17 protein-coding genes are annotated in these 16,861 nt (G+C 62.8%); 3 read left to right on the forward strand and 14 right to left on the reverse strand.

Annotation, left to right across the window (positions count from 1 at the left end; translation table 11 throughout):
- The 4 genes from Y703_RS18895 to clpS form a co-directional block, all read right to left on the reverse strand.
- Positions 1–670 (reverse strand): MBL fold metallo-hydrolase (locus Y703_RS18895; RefSeq protein ID WP_081743462.1); only part of this gene is annotated, 670 nt, incomplete at its 3' end.
- Positions 667–1,602, reverse strand: a complete 936-nt coding sequence (gene murI / locus Y703_RS0108810; protein WP_026552414.1) for a glutamate racemase — start codon at positions 1,600–1,602, stop codon at positions 667–669. The genes Y703_RS18895 and murI, both read right to left, overlap by 4 nt.
- 90 nt (positions 1,603–1,692) lie before the next feature.
- Positions 1,693–2,253, reverse strand: coding sequence for a DUF2017 domain-containing protein (locus Y703_RS0108815; RefSeq protein ID WP_026552415.1), 561 nt, complete (start codon positions 2,251–2,253; stop codon positions 1,693–1,695).
- A gap of 42 nt (positions 2,254–2,295) precedes the next feature.
- Positions 2,296–2,604 carry an ATP-dependent Clp protease adapter ClpS gene (gene clpS / locus Y703_RS0108820; RefSeq protein WP_026552416.1) on the reverse strand — a complete coding sequence of 103 codons (309 nt, stop codon included), beginning with the start codon at positions 2,602–2,604 and terminating at the stop codon, positions 2,296–2,298.
- Between the two features lie 68 nt (positions 2,605–2,672).
- On the opposite strand from clpS, the gene Y703_RS0108825 reads away from it, so the two are divergent.
- Complete coding sequence (locus Y703_RS0108825) at positions 2,673–4,022, forward strand: nicotinate phosphoribosyltransferase (protein WP_081743463.1); 1,350 nt, start codon at positions 2,673–2,675, stop codon at positions 4,020–4,022.
- Positions 4,019–4,642 carry an isochorismatase family protein gene (locus Y703_RS0108830; RefSeq protein WP_026552418.1) on the forward strand — a complete coding sequence of 208 codons (624 nt, stop codon included), beginning with the start codon at positions 4,019–4,021 and terminating at the stop codon, positions 4,640–4,642. The genes Y703_RS0108825 and Y703_RS0108830 overlap by 4 nt, the downstream gene beginning before the upstream one ends.
- Before the next feature lie 38 nt (positions 4,643–4,680).
- On the opposite strand, the gene Y703_RS0108835 is transcribed toward Y703_RS0108830, so the two are convergent.
- Entirely contained in the window at positions 4,681–5,655 is a 975-nt protein-coding gene (locus Y703_RS0108835) for a M12 family metallopeptidase (protein ID WP_253907984.1), read from the reverse strand.
- Between the two features lie 263 nt (positions 5,656–5,918).
- On the opposite strand from Y703_RS0108835, the gene Y703_RS0108840 reads away from it, so the two are divergent.
- Positions 5,919–6,827, forward strand: a complete 909-nt coding sequence (locus Y703_RS0108840) for a hypothetical protein (RefSeq protein WP_026552420.1) — start codon at positions 5,919–5,921, stop codon at positions 6,825–6,827.
- A 21-nt stretch (positions 6,828–6,848) separates the two neighbouring features.
- Here the strand turns inward: Y703_RS0108840 and Y703_RS0108845 are convergent, their stop codons facing one another.
- The 9 genes from Y703_RS0108845 to Y703_RS0108880 form a co-directional block, all read right to left on the reverse strand.
- Positions 6,849–8,630, reverse strand: coding sequence for a DEAD/DEAH box helicase (locus tag Y703_RS0108845; RefSeq protein WP_026552421.1), 1,782 nt, complete (start codon positions 8,628–8,630; stop codon positions 6,849–6,851).
- Positions 8,631–8,644: 14 nt separating this feature from the next.
- The gene (locus Y703_RS20825; RefSeq protein WP_051427431.1) at positions 8,645–9,202 is read right to left on the reverse strand and encodes an MFS transporter; all 558 of its coding nucleotides are present in this window, start codon (positions 9,200–9,202) and stop codon (positions 8,645–8,647) included.
- Positions 9,202–10,113 carry an MFS transporter gene (locus Y703_RS18900; protein ID WP_051427432.1) on the reverse strand — a complete coding sequence of 304 codons (912 nt, stop codon included), beginning with the start codon at positions 10,111–10,113 and terminating at the stop codon, positions 9,202–9,204. The genes Y703_RS20825 and Y703_RS18900 overlap by 1 nt, the downstream gene beginning before the upstream one ends.
- Before the next feature lie 92 nt (positions 10,114–10,205).
- On the reverse strand, positions 10,206–10,502 hold the full coding sequence (locus tag Y703_RS0108855) for a DUF3039 domain-containing protein (RefSeq protein WP_026552422.1): 297 nt from the start codon (positions 10,500–10,502) through the stop codon (positions 10,206–10,208).
- Between the two features lie 51 nt (positions 10,503–10,553).
- Positions 10,554–11,336 carry a glucosamine-6-phosphate deaminase gene (gene nagB, locus Y703_RS0108860; RefSeq protein WP_026552423.1) on the reverse strand — a complete coding sequence of 261 codons (783 nt, stop codon included), beginning with the start codon at positions 11,334–11,336 and terminating at the stop codon, positions 10,554–10,556.
- Positions 11,337–11,356: 20 nt separating this feature from the next.
- Positions 11,357–12,928, reverse strand: a complete 1,572-nt coding sequence (locus Y703_RS0108865; protein ID WP_026552424.1) for a hypothetical protein — start codon at positions 12,926–12,928, stop codon at positions 11,357–11,359.
- Positions 12,910–13,701: an ABC transporter ATP-binding protein gene (locus Y703_RS0108870; protein ID WP_051427437.1), complete on the reverse strand. Its 792-nt coding sequence runs from the start codon at positions 13,699–13,701 to the stop codon at positions 12,910–12,912. Before Y703_RS0108870 ends, Y703_RS0108865 begins: the two co-directional genes overlap by 19 nt.
- Before the next feature lie 109 nt (positions 13,702–13,810).
- Positions 13,811–14,806: a tetratricopeptide repeat protein gene (locus tag Y703_RS0108875; RefSeq protein ID WP_026552426.1), complete on the reverse strand. Its 996-nt coding sequence runs from the start codon at positions 14,804–14,806 to the stop codon at positions 13,811–13,813.
- A 32-nt stretch (positions 14,807–14,838) separates the two neighbouring features.
- A complete protein-coding gene (locus tag Y703_RS0108880; RefSeq protein ID WP_051427433.1) occupies positions 14,839–16,518 on the reverse strand; it encodes a DUF8094 domain-containing protein in 1,680 nt (559 codons plus the stop codon).
- Between the last annotated feature and the right edge of the window lie 343 nt (positions 16,519–16,861).

The following is a 16,861-nucleotide window of genomic DNA, read 5'->3' on the forward strand; positions in this document are numbered from 1 at the left end:
CTGCCGCCACCTGTCCGGCCCGCCGGCCGGTGAGGTGGACGCCCTCGATTGCGTCGTCGCGGCCCTCATGGAACGCCGCCTCGCAGAGGAAGACGTTGGACCCGGCAGCTGCTTCGATCAGGCCCTCGCACGCATCGGTGTCACCGGAGTAGGTCAGCACCCGGGGTGGGTCATCGGGATTTTCCCCCGCAACCTCGACGCGCAGGGCGTAGGCCTCCTCAACCGGGTGCAGGACCGGGTAGGGAATGATCGTGAACGGACCAAGGGTGACGGCCTCGCGCGACGTCCAGTTCTGGAAATCGAAGTCTTCATGCATGCCTGGATCAAGCTCCAGCCCGTACGCGGTAGCCATCCGGTCGGCAGTACCTCGTGGCCCCCACACCGGAATGCGCGGCCGGTTCCAGCCGTTGGGATCCCAGTGCACCGCCACGTGCAGTCCGCACAGGTCCATGCAGTGGTCTGGGTGAAGGTGACTCAGGAACACTGCATCGATGTCCCGCAGGTCCATATAGCGCTGCAGGGCACCCAGAGCACCATTGCCGAGATCCAGCAGGATCCGCCAGGTCCGGGAGCCATCACCGTCGGGCACCGTGGCAGTGACCAGATAGCACGACGCCGGCGACTGGGGACCGGGAAAGGACCCGCTGCAGCCCACAATAGTCAGCTTCACGACTGGGGGTTCCCGATCGCGTCGGCACGGGCAGAGGCAATCATCTCGGGGGTAATTCGGGCCAGGCTGCCGGTCGGATACTGGGCAGCCACGTGATCCACGTGCTCGACGCTGAGAACCTCCGGCCCGAGGAACCGGCGGGCCAGCTCACCAAAGCGCTGGGCGTCTCCGGTCGCTACGAAATGATGCTCCGGCGCGGCGTCCCCCACCCGAACCAGATCATGGGAGATTAGGGCGCGGTACACATCCTTGGCTGTCTCCTCGGCACTCGACACAAGCGTGACCGCGTCACCCATCACGTAGGAAATGGCCCCGGTCAGCAGGGGGTAGTGGGTACAGCCCAACACGAGGGTGTCCACACCGGCGCGCTTGAGCGGCTGAAGGTAGCGCTGGGCAGTCGAGAGCAGCTCCGGGCCTGAGGTGATCCCGGCCTCGACAAACTCGACGAAATCGGGGCAGGCTGCTGAGGTGATGGACAGGTGCGGGGCCGCAGCGAACGTGTCGTCGTAGGCGCGTGAACCAACTGTCGCCGAGGTGCCGATCACACCAATCTTCCCGCTGCGCGTCGAGGCGACAGCCCGCCTGACGGCCGGCTGGATCACTTCGATCACCGGGATACCGTAGCGGGCAGTGTAGCGTTCGCGGGCGTCGCGGAGCACCGCGGCGGACGCTGAGTTGCAGGCGATGACCAGGAGCTTCACTCCCGAATCCACCAGCTCGTCCATGACACCCAGCGCATGCGCACGCACCTTGGCGATGGGCAGTGGGCCGTAAGGGCCATGGGCGGTGTCGCCGACATAGAGGATCGACTCGCGCGGCAGTTGGTCAATCACTGCGCGCGCAACAGTCAGCCCACCAACGCCCGAATCGAAAATGCCGATCGGAGCCTCGGTTTGCTTAAGCGACGAAAAATCACCCGGGACAGAGGTCATAATCTACCGACCATAAGACCTGCAACCGACATTAGACGAACCGGGCGACAGTGGAATTAGTCACAGCCGCGGGAAAACCAGCAGGCGAAATCACTTGTCCTTCAGAGCCAGCATTGCCTGAATCAGTGACTCCTGCAGCCAGCTCGCAAAGTTGTATACCAGTGCCAGATAGGTCTCGACGTCGTCGGCGTCGGCAACGTCGTCGATATCGTGGAGGCGCGCGGCGTCCTCATCGGAGGCAATCTTCAGGCGGTCGGCCAGGACCAGCCGAACATCGTTGAGAGCGCGCGCCATCATCCGCGCCTGCTCGGCGGTGAGCTTCAGCGGGCTGCTCTCCATGAGCAGGGCACTTGCGCGTAGGGTGCCAATTTTGTCCTCCCGCAGCGACCGCTCGGTGAGCCGTCGAAATTCCAGCGCTTCATCTTCATCGTCGCGGACCGCGTCCGGCAGCAATCTCCTGACGGCACTGTCCGACGGCGTGACCGCCTCGCTGTCCACTCCGACCATTGCGGCCAGTGGGTCAGCGTTCGCCGGCTCGGTTGGCTCAAGCAATTCGATGATGTCCTCGAACAACTTCCTGAGCAGCTGGCGCTCCTCCGGATCCAGTGCTCCGATGATCCCCCGGCGGGTTGCCTTGAATGCCTTGGCCAAAAAATCTCCTTAACGCATAGTCATTAATGGGCTAGCAAAGGCTCAGGGTGCGTCGGACTTCTGGAACGTGGCCCATAGCCCGTAGGAATGCATGGCCAGCGTGTCCCGCTCAACCTCTTCCCGGCTTCCACCCGCAACCACCGACTTACCTGCCTGATGCACTTCCAGCATGAGCTTGTTGGCCTTGGACTCGCTGTAGCCGAAGTACGTCTGGAACACGTAGCTGACGTAGCTCATCAGGTTCACCGGGTCATTCCACACGATTACCACCCAGGGGATGTCACTAATCGTTAGCTGGTCGGTGTCCGTTTCCTCGAGGCGTTCAGTGTCCGGAGCGGTGCCAACAGTCATTGAACCATTGTAGGACGGGGGCAGGGGAGAATATTCCGGTTGTGTCAGCGCCTAAACGGGTTAGAGTCTTGACTGTGAGCCCCACCAACTCCGCCCCGGTCGTCAGTACCCGGGCCAGCACTGCCCTGTACACGGACCACTACGAACTGACCATGCTCCAGGCCGCCCTTCATTCTGGAGCGGCCCACCGGAAGTCGGTATTCGAGGCATTCGCGCGGCGCCTTCCGGAGGGCCGGCGCTACGGAGTGGTCGCCGGGACCGGGCGCCTCCTGGAAAGCCTCCAGAACTTTCGCTTCGGCGCCGAGGAGCTGGAGCAGCTCCGGACGGCTGGAGTGGTTGACGGACTGACCCTTGACTGGCTAGCCGATTTTCGTTTCGCCGGGGACATCTGGGGATACGCCGAGGGCGAAGCCTATTTCCCGCACTCCCCGATCCTGATCGTTGAGGGCACCTTCGCCGAGGCCTGCATCCTCGAGACGCTGGTGCTCTCAATCCTCAACCATGACAGCGCGATTGCCTCAGCCGCCTCCAGGATGACTGGTGCAGCTGGCAGCAGACCATGCATCGAGATGGGGTCCCGCCGCACCCATGAGGAGGCGGCTGTCGCTGCGGCCCGGGCAGCGGTCATCGGGGGTTTCGCGAGCACCTCCAATCTCGAGGCCGGCCGGCGGTACGGCGTGAAGACGGTTGGCACAGCAGCCCACTCCTTTACGCTGCTGCACGACTCCGAGCGTGATGCCTTCGCGGCCCAGGTGGCCACTCTCGGCGCCAGCACGTCGCTGCTGGTGGACACGTACGACGTCGAGCGCGGCGTCCGAACCGCTGTCGAGGTTGCCGGACCCGGGCTGGGGGCTGTGCGACTGGACTCGGGAGACCTCGTTGCGCAGGCCCGTTGGGTCCGTCAGCTGCTCGATGACCTGGGCAACCACAGCACCCGGATTGTCGTCACCTCTGATCTTGACGAGTTCGCTATCGGATCCCTCGCCTCAGCTCCGGTGGACTCCTACGGAGTGGGCACCTCCCTGGTCACCGGGTCCGGAGCACCGACCGCTGGGCTGGTCTACAAGCTGGTAAGCCGGACCGACGGCGACGGCGAGTTCGTCCCGGTGGCGAAGTCGGCACTGAACAAAACGTCCAGGGGCGGACGGAAGTACGCGCTCCGTCGTCTCAACGACGCCGCGATCGCCACCGCTGAGGTAGTGGGCATCGGGGGGTCCCCGCACGACGACGGCAACGACCGGCCGCTCCTCCAACAGTTCATCAGGGACGGCGAGATCCTGCCGGGCTGGACCGGCGCCGAGGGGGTACGGCGTGCTGTCCAACACCATCACCTGTCAATGTCCGAGCTACCTGGCACCGTAATGCGCATGCAACGCGGAGAACCAGCTATTCCCACCGAATATGAGGAGGAGTCATGACACGCGCCCTGATTATTGTCGACGTCCAGAACGATTTCTGCGAGGGTGGGTCGCTGGCCGTGGACGGCGGTTCCGACGTCGCCACCCTGGTGAGCGATTTCATTGACGCAGAGGGCGGCGATTTCGATTACGTGGTAGCAACCCAGGACTGGCACATTGACCCCGGAACCCACTTTTCCGAGACACCCGACTATCTCCACTCCTGGCCGGTGCATTGCGTTGCTGACACACGGGGAGCCCGGTTCCACCCGGACCTGGATACCGAAAACGTCGATGCCGTGTTCCGGAAAGGCCAGTTCGAGGCCGCCTACTCGGGCTTTGAGGGTGTCCTCGCCCCGGAGGACGAGGTACCAACCGGAGAGCAGAAGCTCGGAGCCGTCGACGACCAGTCGTCGGAGCCGCCAGTGACCCTCGATGACTGGCTGCGAGAACGCGAGGTAGACGAGCTGGCAGTGGTTGGCCTTGCCACCGATTTCTGTGTGCGGGCTACGGCGCTGGACGCCGTAGCGGCTGGCTACACCACCTCAGTGCTGGTCCGCTACACGCGCGGGGTGCACCACGACGGCGTCGAGACCGCGCTAGAGGAACTTGAGGACGCCGGAGTCGAACTGATCCACTGATGTGACCCCGTCAGGAACGATGCCAGGATTCGGTCCTGTTACCAGTACATCACTGCGGTCTGGCCCGATTGCCCCGCCCAGTACAGCCGGACCCTGAGCACATATTTGCGGCCCTGAATCAGTTTGGCGCCGAACAGGGCGTTACGATCCTCGCCGCTATCGTCATCTCCGGCAAGATACCGTGGTTCACCGTCGATTTCCTCAAACAGTACGAGCACTGTGTCGGCAGTCCCGAAAGTACCCAGCTGGTAGGAGCGGGAGGCTGGGGGCTCAATGACAAAGTCCGCCTGACCCGCCGGGACCAGCGACAAAGCCACTGATTCGAAGGGCTTCAGGACGGGGGTGGCACTGTCGAGGCCGGGATAGATTCGGCGGGCCCAGTCCTGGTCAACCGCTGAGAGACCGCCTGGTGGCCTCAGCCCAGCCTGGAATTGTGCGGGTTCCTTGATCAATCCGGCAGGGAACCAGTATTCCATCACCGAGTCCGGGTCCCAGTTGGACCCTTCCACCTCATCTGGGTTGATCTTTCGGAGCACGTTGTGGAAAGTCTGCTCACGGGTCCAGTCGTTGGGGGTGCCGGTGAAGTACTGATAGACCTTGGGCTCGTCCCACACAATTCCCGCAAAAGGGTTCTGGTGTTCGTGCGGAAGGCCAAGCGTGTGTCCTATCTCATGCAGTGCCGTGGTGCGGCCATAGTCATTGGTGAGGTCCCAACCAAAATTCATTGTAGGTTCGGTGGAAGCGATGCTGAGGACGTCCTTCCCGACGTAGGACCAGGATCCATCGCTCTGGTCGAACGCGATCCGTACCTCAGACTCGTTGCGATCCGTGACCTCGACGAAGTTCAGGCCGATTCCCAGGGCCTTCCACTGGGCAAAAGCGGTACGGACGGCCTGCTGCTGAGCTGCCGGTCCGCCCATAAAGTGAAAATGCAGCACCGTGCCGTTGACCCATTTGGTCCGCAGCAAATTGATGAGCCTCATCCGGGTGTCCGAGATCCCAACTGGTCTCACGACAGGAATCCTGGGTTTGGGATTGCAATGCGGGCGTGGCAGCTCTTCTGACATGGTTGGCTCCTCAGCAGTGGTCGGCCGGAGGTGGGTAACCAGCCGAAGTCGGAATCGATCACACCATTCCACCCGTTACCAGCGCGTTATTTGCATGTTCGGGCCCCGAGCAAATCAGTACGAAAAAATAACACCCGGATAACGACATCTTCGTACAGTTGAAATTCCGAAGAGCTACACATTCATGGACGTTCCACTGAGGATTGAGGATGAAAATCATGAAACGGATTACCACTGAGGTAGACCAGGTACTTGAGCAACTCGTCGCAGAGCGGCGGGAGGAGGTGCTTGGCCTGCAGAAGGAAGAGGCGAGCCGACTCGAACGGCTTGAGAAGAGTGGCGCTGCCCGGTTGAGCCGACTAGAGAAGGATCTGCCCGAAGAACTCTCCAAGGTCCTATCAGCGCAGGAAAAAACCCATGAGGACCTCGCTGCTGATGCTGCGAAGGACACCGAGGACATTCTCCAGAGAATGACGAGTTTTGAGGTGGCGGCCGAAAGCTCAGCAGCGACCCATCCCGGGCTCGGACGCGGCAGCCTCGCCGCGGAAGCAAATGCCGTCGGTTGGGTCTATCCCTATTATGGGACGCTGCACGGCTCAAACGGGGCCGTCTACTGGGAGGGATACAACCCGGGAAATATTGACGCTTCGGTCTTTGCCAGCGGAGCAGGGTCCGGCCTCTTCGGAAGCGGGGCAGGGTCCTTCACCGTGTACATGGACTGGTGGTTCACCTACCGGGCACCAGACAACCGCAACTACTCGCATTCCATCTATGTCCCATTCAATGGCTTTCATATCGTGAGGGCTGATGACGGATTCTGGGATTCCAAAGAAGCGAAAGTCAGCATTGATTTGACGGCGATTGGATATCAATACAACTACAAGGCGTCGGCCACCACCAACGTGCTGAGTATTTCGGATGACAACATCAATATCAATGATCGATTTGATGGTTGGCGAACAATGTACTACGCGCAACTATTGGGAGCGGATCAGGCCTATCTGCGGGTCACTGCGTCACTCTATGTCTACGCCAGGGGTGGGGGCTCCCATGCGCAACTGAACTTCAGTGATGGCTCCGCGAACTACCTCGGGGTGCCGGTGACCCTGGTGAGCTAGGCTCGGGCCCCGGCCAGGCACCTATTTCCGGCCGATGAACCAGTCCTGCAGCTTCTTCAGCCGCCGCTGCAGCTGGTCCTCATTAGCCTGAGCCACTCCCGGCCCACCGCAGGCCTTCCTCAGCTCGGTGTGCACCACGCCGTGCGGCATCCCCGACCGCGCCGACCACGCCGACACGTTCTTGGCCAGCTCACCACGCAGTTCGGTCAGCAGCCGGTGGTCCACAACCATCGGTTCCGGGGCTGGGGCCACCGCTACGCCTTGGCGCCCGCGCCGGGTCTGCTGTTCCTGCTGGCGCTGGCGCAACAGGACCCCCACCTGGTCGGCGTCGAGCAGCCCTGGGATACCCAGGAAGTCCTGTTCATCCTCGCTGCCCATTTCACCGCCGGTGCCGAATTCGCCACCGTCGAAGAGCACCCGGTCGAAGGACGCCTGGGACTCAAGGGCCTCGAACTTCTGCTTGGTCAGCTCGTCTGAGGCCCTCTCGGAACGGTTCGCCTCCTCCATCAAGGCTTCCTCGGGGGCGAACCCATCCTCGTCAGTTGCTGGTCGGTCCAGCGCATGGTCCCGCTCCAGCTCCAGGGAGTTTGCCAGGATCATCAGGTTCGGCACAGATGGCAGGAACACTGACGCAGTCTCACCCCGGCGTCGCGCACGCACAAACCGCCCGACGGCCTGGGCGAAGAACAGCGGCGTCGCTGTTGACGTCGCATAAACACCGACGGCGAGCCGCGGCACGTCAACACCTTCGGACACCATCCGGACCGCAACCATCCAGCGCTGCTCCCCCGCCGAGTACTCTTCGATCTTCTCGGAGGCCTTGGCATCATCCGAGAGAATCACCGTCGGCGATTCCCCGGTGATCTTTTTCAGCAGACCGGCGTAAGCCCGGGCGTCGTCGTGATCGGTGGCGATGACCATTCCACCCGCGTCGGCAACTGTGCGCCGGACTTCTGAGAGTCGTTTGTCCGCCGCGGCGAGGACCGCCGGAATCCACTCGCCGATCGGGTTCAACGCTGTGCGCCAGGCGTGGGCTGTGATGTCCTTGGTGACCGCAGCCTCACCAAGTGACGCTGCCATCTCTTCCCCGGCGCTGGTGCGCCATCGCATCTGGCCCGAATACGCCATGAAAATGACCGGGCGTACCACGTGGTCCCGCAGCGCTTCGCCGTAACCGTAGGTGTAATCGGACTTGGAGCGGCGAATACCATCGGCATCGGCGGCGTACTCGACGAATGGAATAGCTGCGGTATCCGAACGGAACGGAGTGCCGGTGAGCGCCAGCCGCCTGGTCGCTGGCTCGAAAGCCTCCCTGATGCCGTCGCCCCAGGACAGGGCATCCCCGCCGTGATGAATCTCGTCGAGAATGACCAGGGTGCGGGCGGCCTCGGTCTTGGCCCGGTGCAGCATTGGCTTGCTGGCTACCTGGGCGTAAGTCACCGCAACGCCGATAAAGCCCTGGCCGTGGCGGCCATCAGCGTTCCGGAAGTTCGGGTCAATGGCCAGACCGATCCGCGCGGCAGCATCAGCCCACTGCCGCTTGAGGTGGTCAGTCGGGGCAACGATCGTAATGCGGTTGATCGTGCCACGTTCCACCAGTTCGGTGGCTACGCGCAGGGCGAAGGTGGTCTTACCGGCGCCAGGGGTAGCTACCGCAAGGAAGTCCTGCGGAGAGGTACTGAAGTACTTGGCAAGCGCCTGCTCCTGCCATTGGCGGAGCTTTGGCGCTGTGCCCCACGCGGCTCGTTCAGGGTAGGCCGGCGGGAGCGACGGACCTGTAGCAGGCGCGACGCCGAAGAGCATGTTCTTACTCACGCTTAAGAAGAGACCTTTCCATGCCTGCGGGTGTCTGGGCTGGGTTCAACCGGATCATCAGAGGTCCTCAGCGCCCCCCTCAAACCGGCAACTATACCGGCAACCGCGAACAGGCACAGAGCCAGCCAGATCGCAACAAACACGCTCACTTGTGCAGGGTCGGACGGGTCACGTAACAGGGCGAACAGCCCACCGGCAATAGTGCTCCCCACCACGCCGCCCAACTGGTCGCTGAGCTGGAGTGAAGCTGAATTCCGGCCACGATCCTGGGCTGGTGAGAGCTTCAACACCAGCACCGAGGTGCTGGACAGGGTAAGACCCATGGCGAATCCGGCCAGGGCCCAGACCAGGACCAGTATCCAGAAGGGGACCACCGGGGCTGAAGCCAGCGCCAGTCCCCCGATGCTTGTCGACAGCACTGACGCGCCGATTACCAGCAGCCACTGCCTGCGGAACGTCACGCGAGCCTGCACAAAAGCCCCGGCACTCCACCCCAGTGCGCCAGCACTAAGTGTCAGGCCCGCTGTCCCCGCCTCCATCCCTCGCGAGGTGACCAGCATCAGCGGGAGAAACGCTTCGGCTCCGAAGAATGTTGCGGTGACCAGCCCACGGGTAGCGATAATGCTGGCAGGCCGCGTGCCAGCCGTACTGTCCCTTTCGGCAACAGCCGTGGAAAGGTCAACGCCGCTCCGGCAACACCGGCAACGGCCAGCACCACCAGCGCCACCGACTCAGGGGTATCGCCCACGCCCTGCGCCGCCAGCCGGTTGATCGCGAACTGCGCGGCCAGTACACCGCCCGCCAGCCCCAGCCCGGTGAGCGCCCGACGTCGGCCATCATGACGGTTCCCGGCGCCGGGCTCGGGAGGAGCAAGAGTTGCAGTCCGCGGCCACACCAGCGCGAAGGCTCCGAGGACAATCGGGGCGACCCCGAGGAAAACCCAGCGCCAGGTGATCTCCTCGGAAAGGTAGCCGGCAACGGCTGGTCCGAGCAGGGAGGGCAGCACCCATGCGGCAGACAGCCAACCGAAAATCACCGGCTGTCGGTGCTGGGGATATGCGCCGCCGATTATGACATAGACCGCCACTATCATGAAGCCGCCGCCTAGCCCCGACACAGCCCGGCCAGCGGTGACCATCCAGAACGCCCCTGCTGCACCGGAAATCAAAAGCCCTGCAATCATCAACATCATGCCGACGGCAAGTGCAGGGCGGGCCCCCGCCCTGTCACACCACGTGCCGGCGATCACTGTGCCCAACAGGGAGGCCGTCAGATACATCGAGAAGGCTAGGCCGTAGCTTGATACTCCGCCAAGTTCGGCAACCACTGCAGGCATCGCGGTTGTCACTGCCATGGCCTCGAAAGCCGCACACGTGATGATGGCAATGATGCCGATCGTCAGGGGTCGGAGGTTCGTCGGCGCCCCCGCGACGCTTGACGCCTCGGTGCCGAAAGCTGGACGATCTGTCATGAATCCCTAGTCAACCTTGGACCACATCAACCTTCGACGGCCGCGCTGGGCGCTGTCGGAGCGATCCGGCGGACCAGCCGACTATCTGGGTGCTATTTGTCCTTATCGTCCTTGCCTGGGCGCATCCCATTGTAGATGTCCTTGCATTCCGGGCAGACCGGGAACTTCTGGGGGTCACGGCCCGGCGTCCAGACCTTGCCGCAGAGTGCGATGACCGGGTCGCCGGACAGGGCTGACTCCATGATCTTCTCTTTGCGCACGTAGTGGGCGAGACGTTCGCGATCTCCGGGTTCCAGTTCCTCGCGAAGCTCCTCGCGTTCCAGCGTTGCGGTGGAGCCTGACCGCTGAGGATCAGTGCGGGGATCATTAGGGTCTGCTGGCGTACTCATGGTTCCATCCTATCGTTCGTTGCCGACCTCTTGGCCGGTTATCGGCGTTGGCTAGATCCCCTGCCAAGGAGGTTTGTTGGCATACGTATGACGATAATAATCGGCAAGTTTCAGCCCAGAAGCTGCAGCCTCATCAATGAGCACCGTGGCGTGGGGATGCATTTGCAGGATGGACGCCGCGCAGAGCGCCGCCACTGGACCCTCAACAAAATCGTGGACCGCCGTGGCTTTCTGTGCTCCAGTAGCAATCAGCACCACATGCCGCGCGTCCATGATGGTCCCCAGTCCCTGAGTCACCACGTGATGGGGTACCTCGTCGACGCCGTCGAAGAACCGGGCATTGTCTTTGCGGGTCTGGTCGGTGAGGCTCTTGATTCGAGTCCGCGAGGCCAGCGAGCTGCCGGGTTCATTGAACCCGATATGTCCGTCAGTACCCACACCGAGCAGTTGAAGATCCACCCCGCCTACCACCCGGATAGCCGCCTCAAACGCAGCGCAGGCGGCAGGAATATCTTCGGCAGCGCCATCGGGACTATGGACATTGTCCGGGTGGATGTCGATCCGGTCGGTGAACTCTCTCCGGATCACCTCACGATAGGACTCCTTGTGGCCAACGGGGAGGCCAACATATTCGTCCAGCGCAAAGCCGTGGACTCCAGCGAAGCTCAATCCGACGGCGTGATGGCGATCCGCTAGATCGTCGTAGACCCCCAGCGGTGAGGACCCCGTGGCCAGGCCAAGTACCGCGTTAGGCTTCAGTCTGACCAATGCCTCGATGGCATCGGCAGCCACCGCTGCGATGGCCGCGTGATCAGGGAGAATAACAACTTCCATCAACTGTCCTTCACTATCGGTTACTTGTTGACGGCCACCGCCTGCAACAGTTCGGGGGCCCTGCGGTCGTACCATCGTCCGCCGAGCTTCAGCCCGCCGATCAACAAAGCTGTTCCGAGAACACAGCCCACCACCAGCGTAAGCCAGCCGAAGGCACTATCGCCGGTGACAAAGTACGCGATGGTAAGACCCAGTTCCGGGAGCACCAGCACCGTCAGGACCAGCCAGCCAATGATCTGGATGGCGAACATGGAGAATCCGCTACCTGGCGGTGTCTTCAGCGGGCTTTCGCCCGGGAGTGGCACGTTATAGGTGTACCGTGCAGACACGACGCTGGAGAACCCGATTCCGGTCAACAGGACACCCACCGACAGACCGAGCATCACCGGTAGATCCTCCAGACTGCCAGAGATCCACAGCGGACCGACAGTGAAAACCAGCACCGCTGGAGCTGAAATCACTCCCACAGCCAAAGCGCGGCCCGCGCGGTCCGCCCACCCGCTCACACCCGTCGAGAGATGGAGCCAGAACGCCGTGTTGTCATAGGAAATATCAGCCGAAATGGACCAGGCGAGGAGGAAAGCGATAATCGGGCCAACGAAGTTCAACATCGTGTAGTCCCCGGACTGGTAGGCGAGGAACAGCATCAGCAGTGGGACCAACGGGACTATCACAATCGACCCGAGATAGCGGGGGTCCCTGGCCCAGTAGGTCAATGCGCGGGCAGCAACCGCACCGGTGGGCGTCGCCGGGAAACGAGCGAAGAAGCCCAGGTTGCCTGCAGCCTTGCGGGTCACTGCATGATGGGCGGGGGTCACCAGGGCGCGGGCCAGGATGGTCTTCCACAGCCAGGCGAGGACGGCGACGGTGGCGACACCCAGGACAAAGCGAAGCACCGCGGTGAGGTAGTCGCCATCGGCCACGTCTGCCGGGACCGCCCAGAAGAACCCGAGCGGTGTCCAGCCCAGCACGGCGGCGAGCTCGGTGGCGAAGCCAACTGAGCTTTCGAAGCCTGCTGCAATGCCCGCGATAATGGGGCCCATCAGGATGATGGGAACCAGCACCACCATGGAGCTGACGTCCTTGAACCGGCGTGACGAGGTGAGTGAAATGACAGCGGTGGTGGCCAGCCTCGAGGCGACGACGCATAGCAGCACAGCCAGCACGGCACACACCAGAGCAGCAACTGCAGCAGCGGGGTAGCGAATCCAGGTACCCACCTGGGCCAGTGCGGCCAGTAGCGTGATCACACCCGGAATGCCGATGACAGCCCCGAGTGCCAGCCCCGCGACCAGTTGGCGCATCGGCACGGCGAAGGTGACAAAGCGGGCCGGGTCAAGGGTCATATCGATACCCGAGGAGACCATCGGCACCACAATCCAGCCCAGAACGACTGCGGAGCCGCCGATCACGAGCACGTTGCGAATCACTTCCGGATCGGCTGAACCAAGGAAGATCAGCCCGACGATCAACAGGCCCAGCATCCCCAGCCCGTACAAACCACCAAGGATGACCCCGACCAAAGCCCAGGTGCTGCGTTTGAGGGAATTGCGCAGCAGCGTGAGCTTGAGCCTTAGGAGGTGCGCAACCATGTGAGGCCCTCCGCGGTGCTTCGTCCGCCCACCAACTCCACGAACCGGTCTTCGAGGCTTGACTCCCCCCGCACCTCGTCGACCGTGCCGGCTGCCAGCACAGCACCGGCCGCGATCACAGCGACGTGGTCACACATGCGCTGCACCAGGTCCATGACGTGGCTGGAAACGATAACCGAGCCGCCGGAGCTGACATAGCTGCTCAGGATGTCGCGGATGTTCGCCGCCGACACCGGGTCCACCGATTCGAACGGTTCGTCGAGCACCAGCAGGGACGGCGCGTGGATCAGAGCTGAGGCGAGCGCGATCTTCTTGGTCATGCCCGCTGAGTAGTCAACCACCAGGGTCCCGGCGTCGTTAGTCAAGTCAAGAGCCCGGAGCAGGTCGGTCACCCGTTCGGCCACCGTGTCCCGGTCCATGCCGCGCAGTAGTCCTGCGTAGGTCACCAGCTGTTCCCCGGTCAACCGGTCAAAGAGCCGAACCCCGTCAGGAAGGATCCCCATCAGCTTCTTCGCTTCCAGTGGCCGTTTCCAGACGTCAACTCCGTGCACCCACACCTGTCCGTGGTCAGGCCGGAGCAGACCAGTGGCCATCGACAGTGTTGTGGTTTTGCCCGCCCCGTTGGGACCGACGAGCCCATAGAAGGAGCCAGCGGGTACATCAAGGTCGACGCCGTTCACTGCAATTTTATCGCCGAACCGCTTGGCCAGTCCCCTGATCACAAGCGCTGGGCTCTCTGGAACAGCAGGGCCGCTAGCGGACCCGGGGGTCATTGGCAGGGAAGGTGAGCTCATGCCTCAACGCTAACAACGCTAGCGCGACTCCTCGTCATCCAAAGGGACCAATTGCTGCCCTGATGTTTCAGTCCCGCGGATAAAAGTCCTAGAACAGGGCTCGCGCGAGGGCGCCGCGCGCCTTCGCCACCCGCGGATCAGCGATACCGACGACGTCGAACAGTTCGATCAGCCGGACCCGTGCGGCCTCTCGCGGCTCGCCAGCCGTGCGGCCGATCAACGAGACAATTCTGGCGAACGCATCCTCAACATGCCCTCCGGAGATGTCCAGGTCAGCGGCTGCGAGCTGGCTCTCCAGTGAATCCGGTTCCTCGGCGGCGCGTTGACGGATCGCCTCAGCGTCAACATCCTCGAGCCGCTGCATCAGCTCCACCTGCGCGAGCCCGGCCTTGGCCTCTGCATCGGCAGGTTGCTCGGCCAACGCCTGGCGGTAAGCTGCTGCAGCGGCCAGGTAGTCGCCCGCCTCAATAGCGTCGAAGGCAGCCTGGTGGTGGGGAGGCAGGGGTGGCTCCTCGGGAGCCGGTTCCTCCCCCTCGGCGCTTTCCCGCAGCGACCCTGAGACTCCGTTGGTGCCTGCCACCTTCAGAAGCTCGTCAATGAAGGATCGGATCTGCGCATCCGGAATGGCGCCTTCAAACAACGGGACGGGCTGGCCCTTCAGCACCGCTACCACCGTCGGAACTGTCTGCGCCTGAAATGCCTGGGCAATCTGGGGCTGCGTTTCGATATCCACCTTGGCCAGCAGCAGCCGGCCGTCGTGCTCTACGGTGACTGCTTCGAGCACCGCGGTCACCCGCGAAGACTCCTCGCTCCAGCCTGCACGCAGGTCAACGATGACCGGCACCTGGGAGGACAACTGAACCAGCTGGGGGAAACTCTGCTCAGTGACCTCGACAACGTACGGGCTGCCCGCCACAGGCCCAGCGGGCGCACCCGGCTGAGGGGCGCCCGGCGCTGGCGGGCTACCCTGTGCGGCGGCGGTACGTGCTGCATCAGCTCGTGCTTTCAGAGCCGAGAGATCCACGGCTCCGTGCATGTTCATTGATGACGCCGGGAGAGGCCCGCGATTGTTCGGAATACTCATGGTTCCGCCTTTCTAGGGTGGGGTTGTGGAAACTAGCGCAGTTCAGCAGACAGCAACTGCTGCGCCGCACCGATCACGCGAATCAATTCGTCACTGTCAGCCGGTGGTACATACATCATTACCGCTTCGCCGTACCGGACATTGATACCTTCGTCAGTTGACGTTTCACCAGTGAGGGACTCGTAGACGGTCCCATCAAGGTCAATCGAGTCACCAGCTCCGCGCGGCACACTGGAGTAGGTGTGGTTGAGGTAGCCAAACACCATTGCTCCACCGTCGCCAGTGGCCAAAGCATGAGTGAAGTCAGGGTCGGCCTCGTGAACAAAGGTGATCTTTGCCGACTCGTTGCCCGGGTCAGCAATGACATCCGCCTGGAACGAGGTGATGGCATCGGCAAAGGAGTTCGCTTCAAAGGTATCGGCGTTATCGCCGTCGGGCTCCGAAAGGAAGTCTGCAATCGCGTCCATGGCGGTCTGCGGCGCGAATGCCAGCCCGGGTGCCTCGTCGAGCGGCACCTCGTCGACCGTGGCGGCTCCGTCCGAGCCGGGGAAGGTGGTACCCGGGAGCATCTGGATTGCTGCACTCAGCCGATAGTTGGATCGGGGGTCATCCTGGACCAGGACCAGCGCGTGCGGCACTGGGTTCTCTTCGGCCTGAGTCAGGGCGACGACGGTACGTGGCCAGGTGGTCCCTGACGAAACCAAAGTCGTCAGCACCGGTTCAGCTGCGACGGGTGTCGGCTCCGGGACGTCGCTGGCCTGTGACCGGACAGCATAGTTGGCGGTCCGCAGCGCCAGCGCAGCCTCGGCCACCCGCGGTGCAAGCAGCTCGGCGTCTGCGGCGGCGTCACCTTCCGCAACTACATTGGCCACCGATGCCAGGATGCGCTCCAACTGACTATCAAGCAACACCGGGTAGGTTTCGTCGGCCGCGGCCTCAGTGGTAGCGGTTTGCGTGGAGCTCGGGTCGGAGGAGGACGCGTGGGCCAGCCCGGCCCCCGATGCCGTCAAGCCAACCACTACAACAGCGACGCTGAAGGGCGCGCCGCCTGACCGTCTCGACGTCTTCCGGTTTTCAATCCTGCGTTGATGGGCTCGCGACCCCTCGGCAGCTGGGCGACGTGTGCGCCTGGGAGTGACAAAAAATAGTGCGATGCCAAGAACTAGCGCCAGCGCGCCACCGACAATCATCGGCACTGCCCAGTCAGTTGTCGCCTCATTCGGCCAGGTGATCGAGATATCGGTGGGTGCAGGGTTCTCTCCGTCGGCAGCAAGCAGGATCGAGAACTCACCCTCTGCCGGGTCCAACCACCGATAGGTAACACTGCCATGAGCAGTTTCCTCACTGGTCCAGAGGTCGGATCCGCTGGGGTTCGGCGCAGTTTCCTCGCCGTCAGTGAAAGTGGTTTCCAGGCCAGCCTCGTCAATGCCTGTTACCCGAAGATGCGCTGCGTCGCCCACCCAGGCGTCAACGTCTCCAGCCCGTCCAACAGCCAGGGTGAAGGTGCCTTCTGCGCGCACAGTAATGTCGACGTCGTCGGCCCCCGGGTCCTTGGCGCCAGCGTCAATCACCGTCACAGGACCGCTCTCGGACCCAGCGGGTACGGTAGCCGTCACGGTTTCCGAGGGAGCCCAGAAGGTGAGCTGTGCGATGCCCGCGAGCATCAATAGCGCGCCGATCACCAGAGCGGGGATTGCAATCTTCAAACGCACTCAGATACCTATCGTTGCTCGTGCGCAGGACGGCCGCGCGTCAGGCGCCGATGGGCGGCCCAGTCGCGATGTCTTGTGCAACACCTTGATCTAACGACCTATCGTAACGAACTTCGCCGGTAGGGCGGGATTTCTGTGGAGGGGGTCACTCTTGATGCACATACGCCACTGGCTGACATCCGACGGCGGCCCAGTCCGTGCGGCACGGCAAGCCGACAATAGGCTGTTGGTGTTCCGCGCTAACCTTGCTTTGGCGGTCTGAACTCGTACCGCCCGCCGAATGCACTATTGGGAAAGCAGAATGACGCGTGAGTGATAATCAGGATGTCCCGGCGGGTGAGCC

The organism is Arthrobacter sp. H20, from assembly GCF_000520515.1.
Lineage (GTDB): Bacteria > Actinomycetota > Actinomycetes > Actinomycetales > Micrococcaceae > Arthrobacter_D.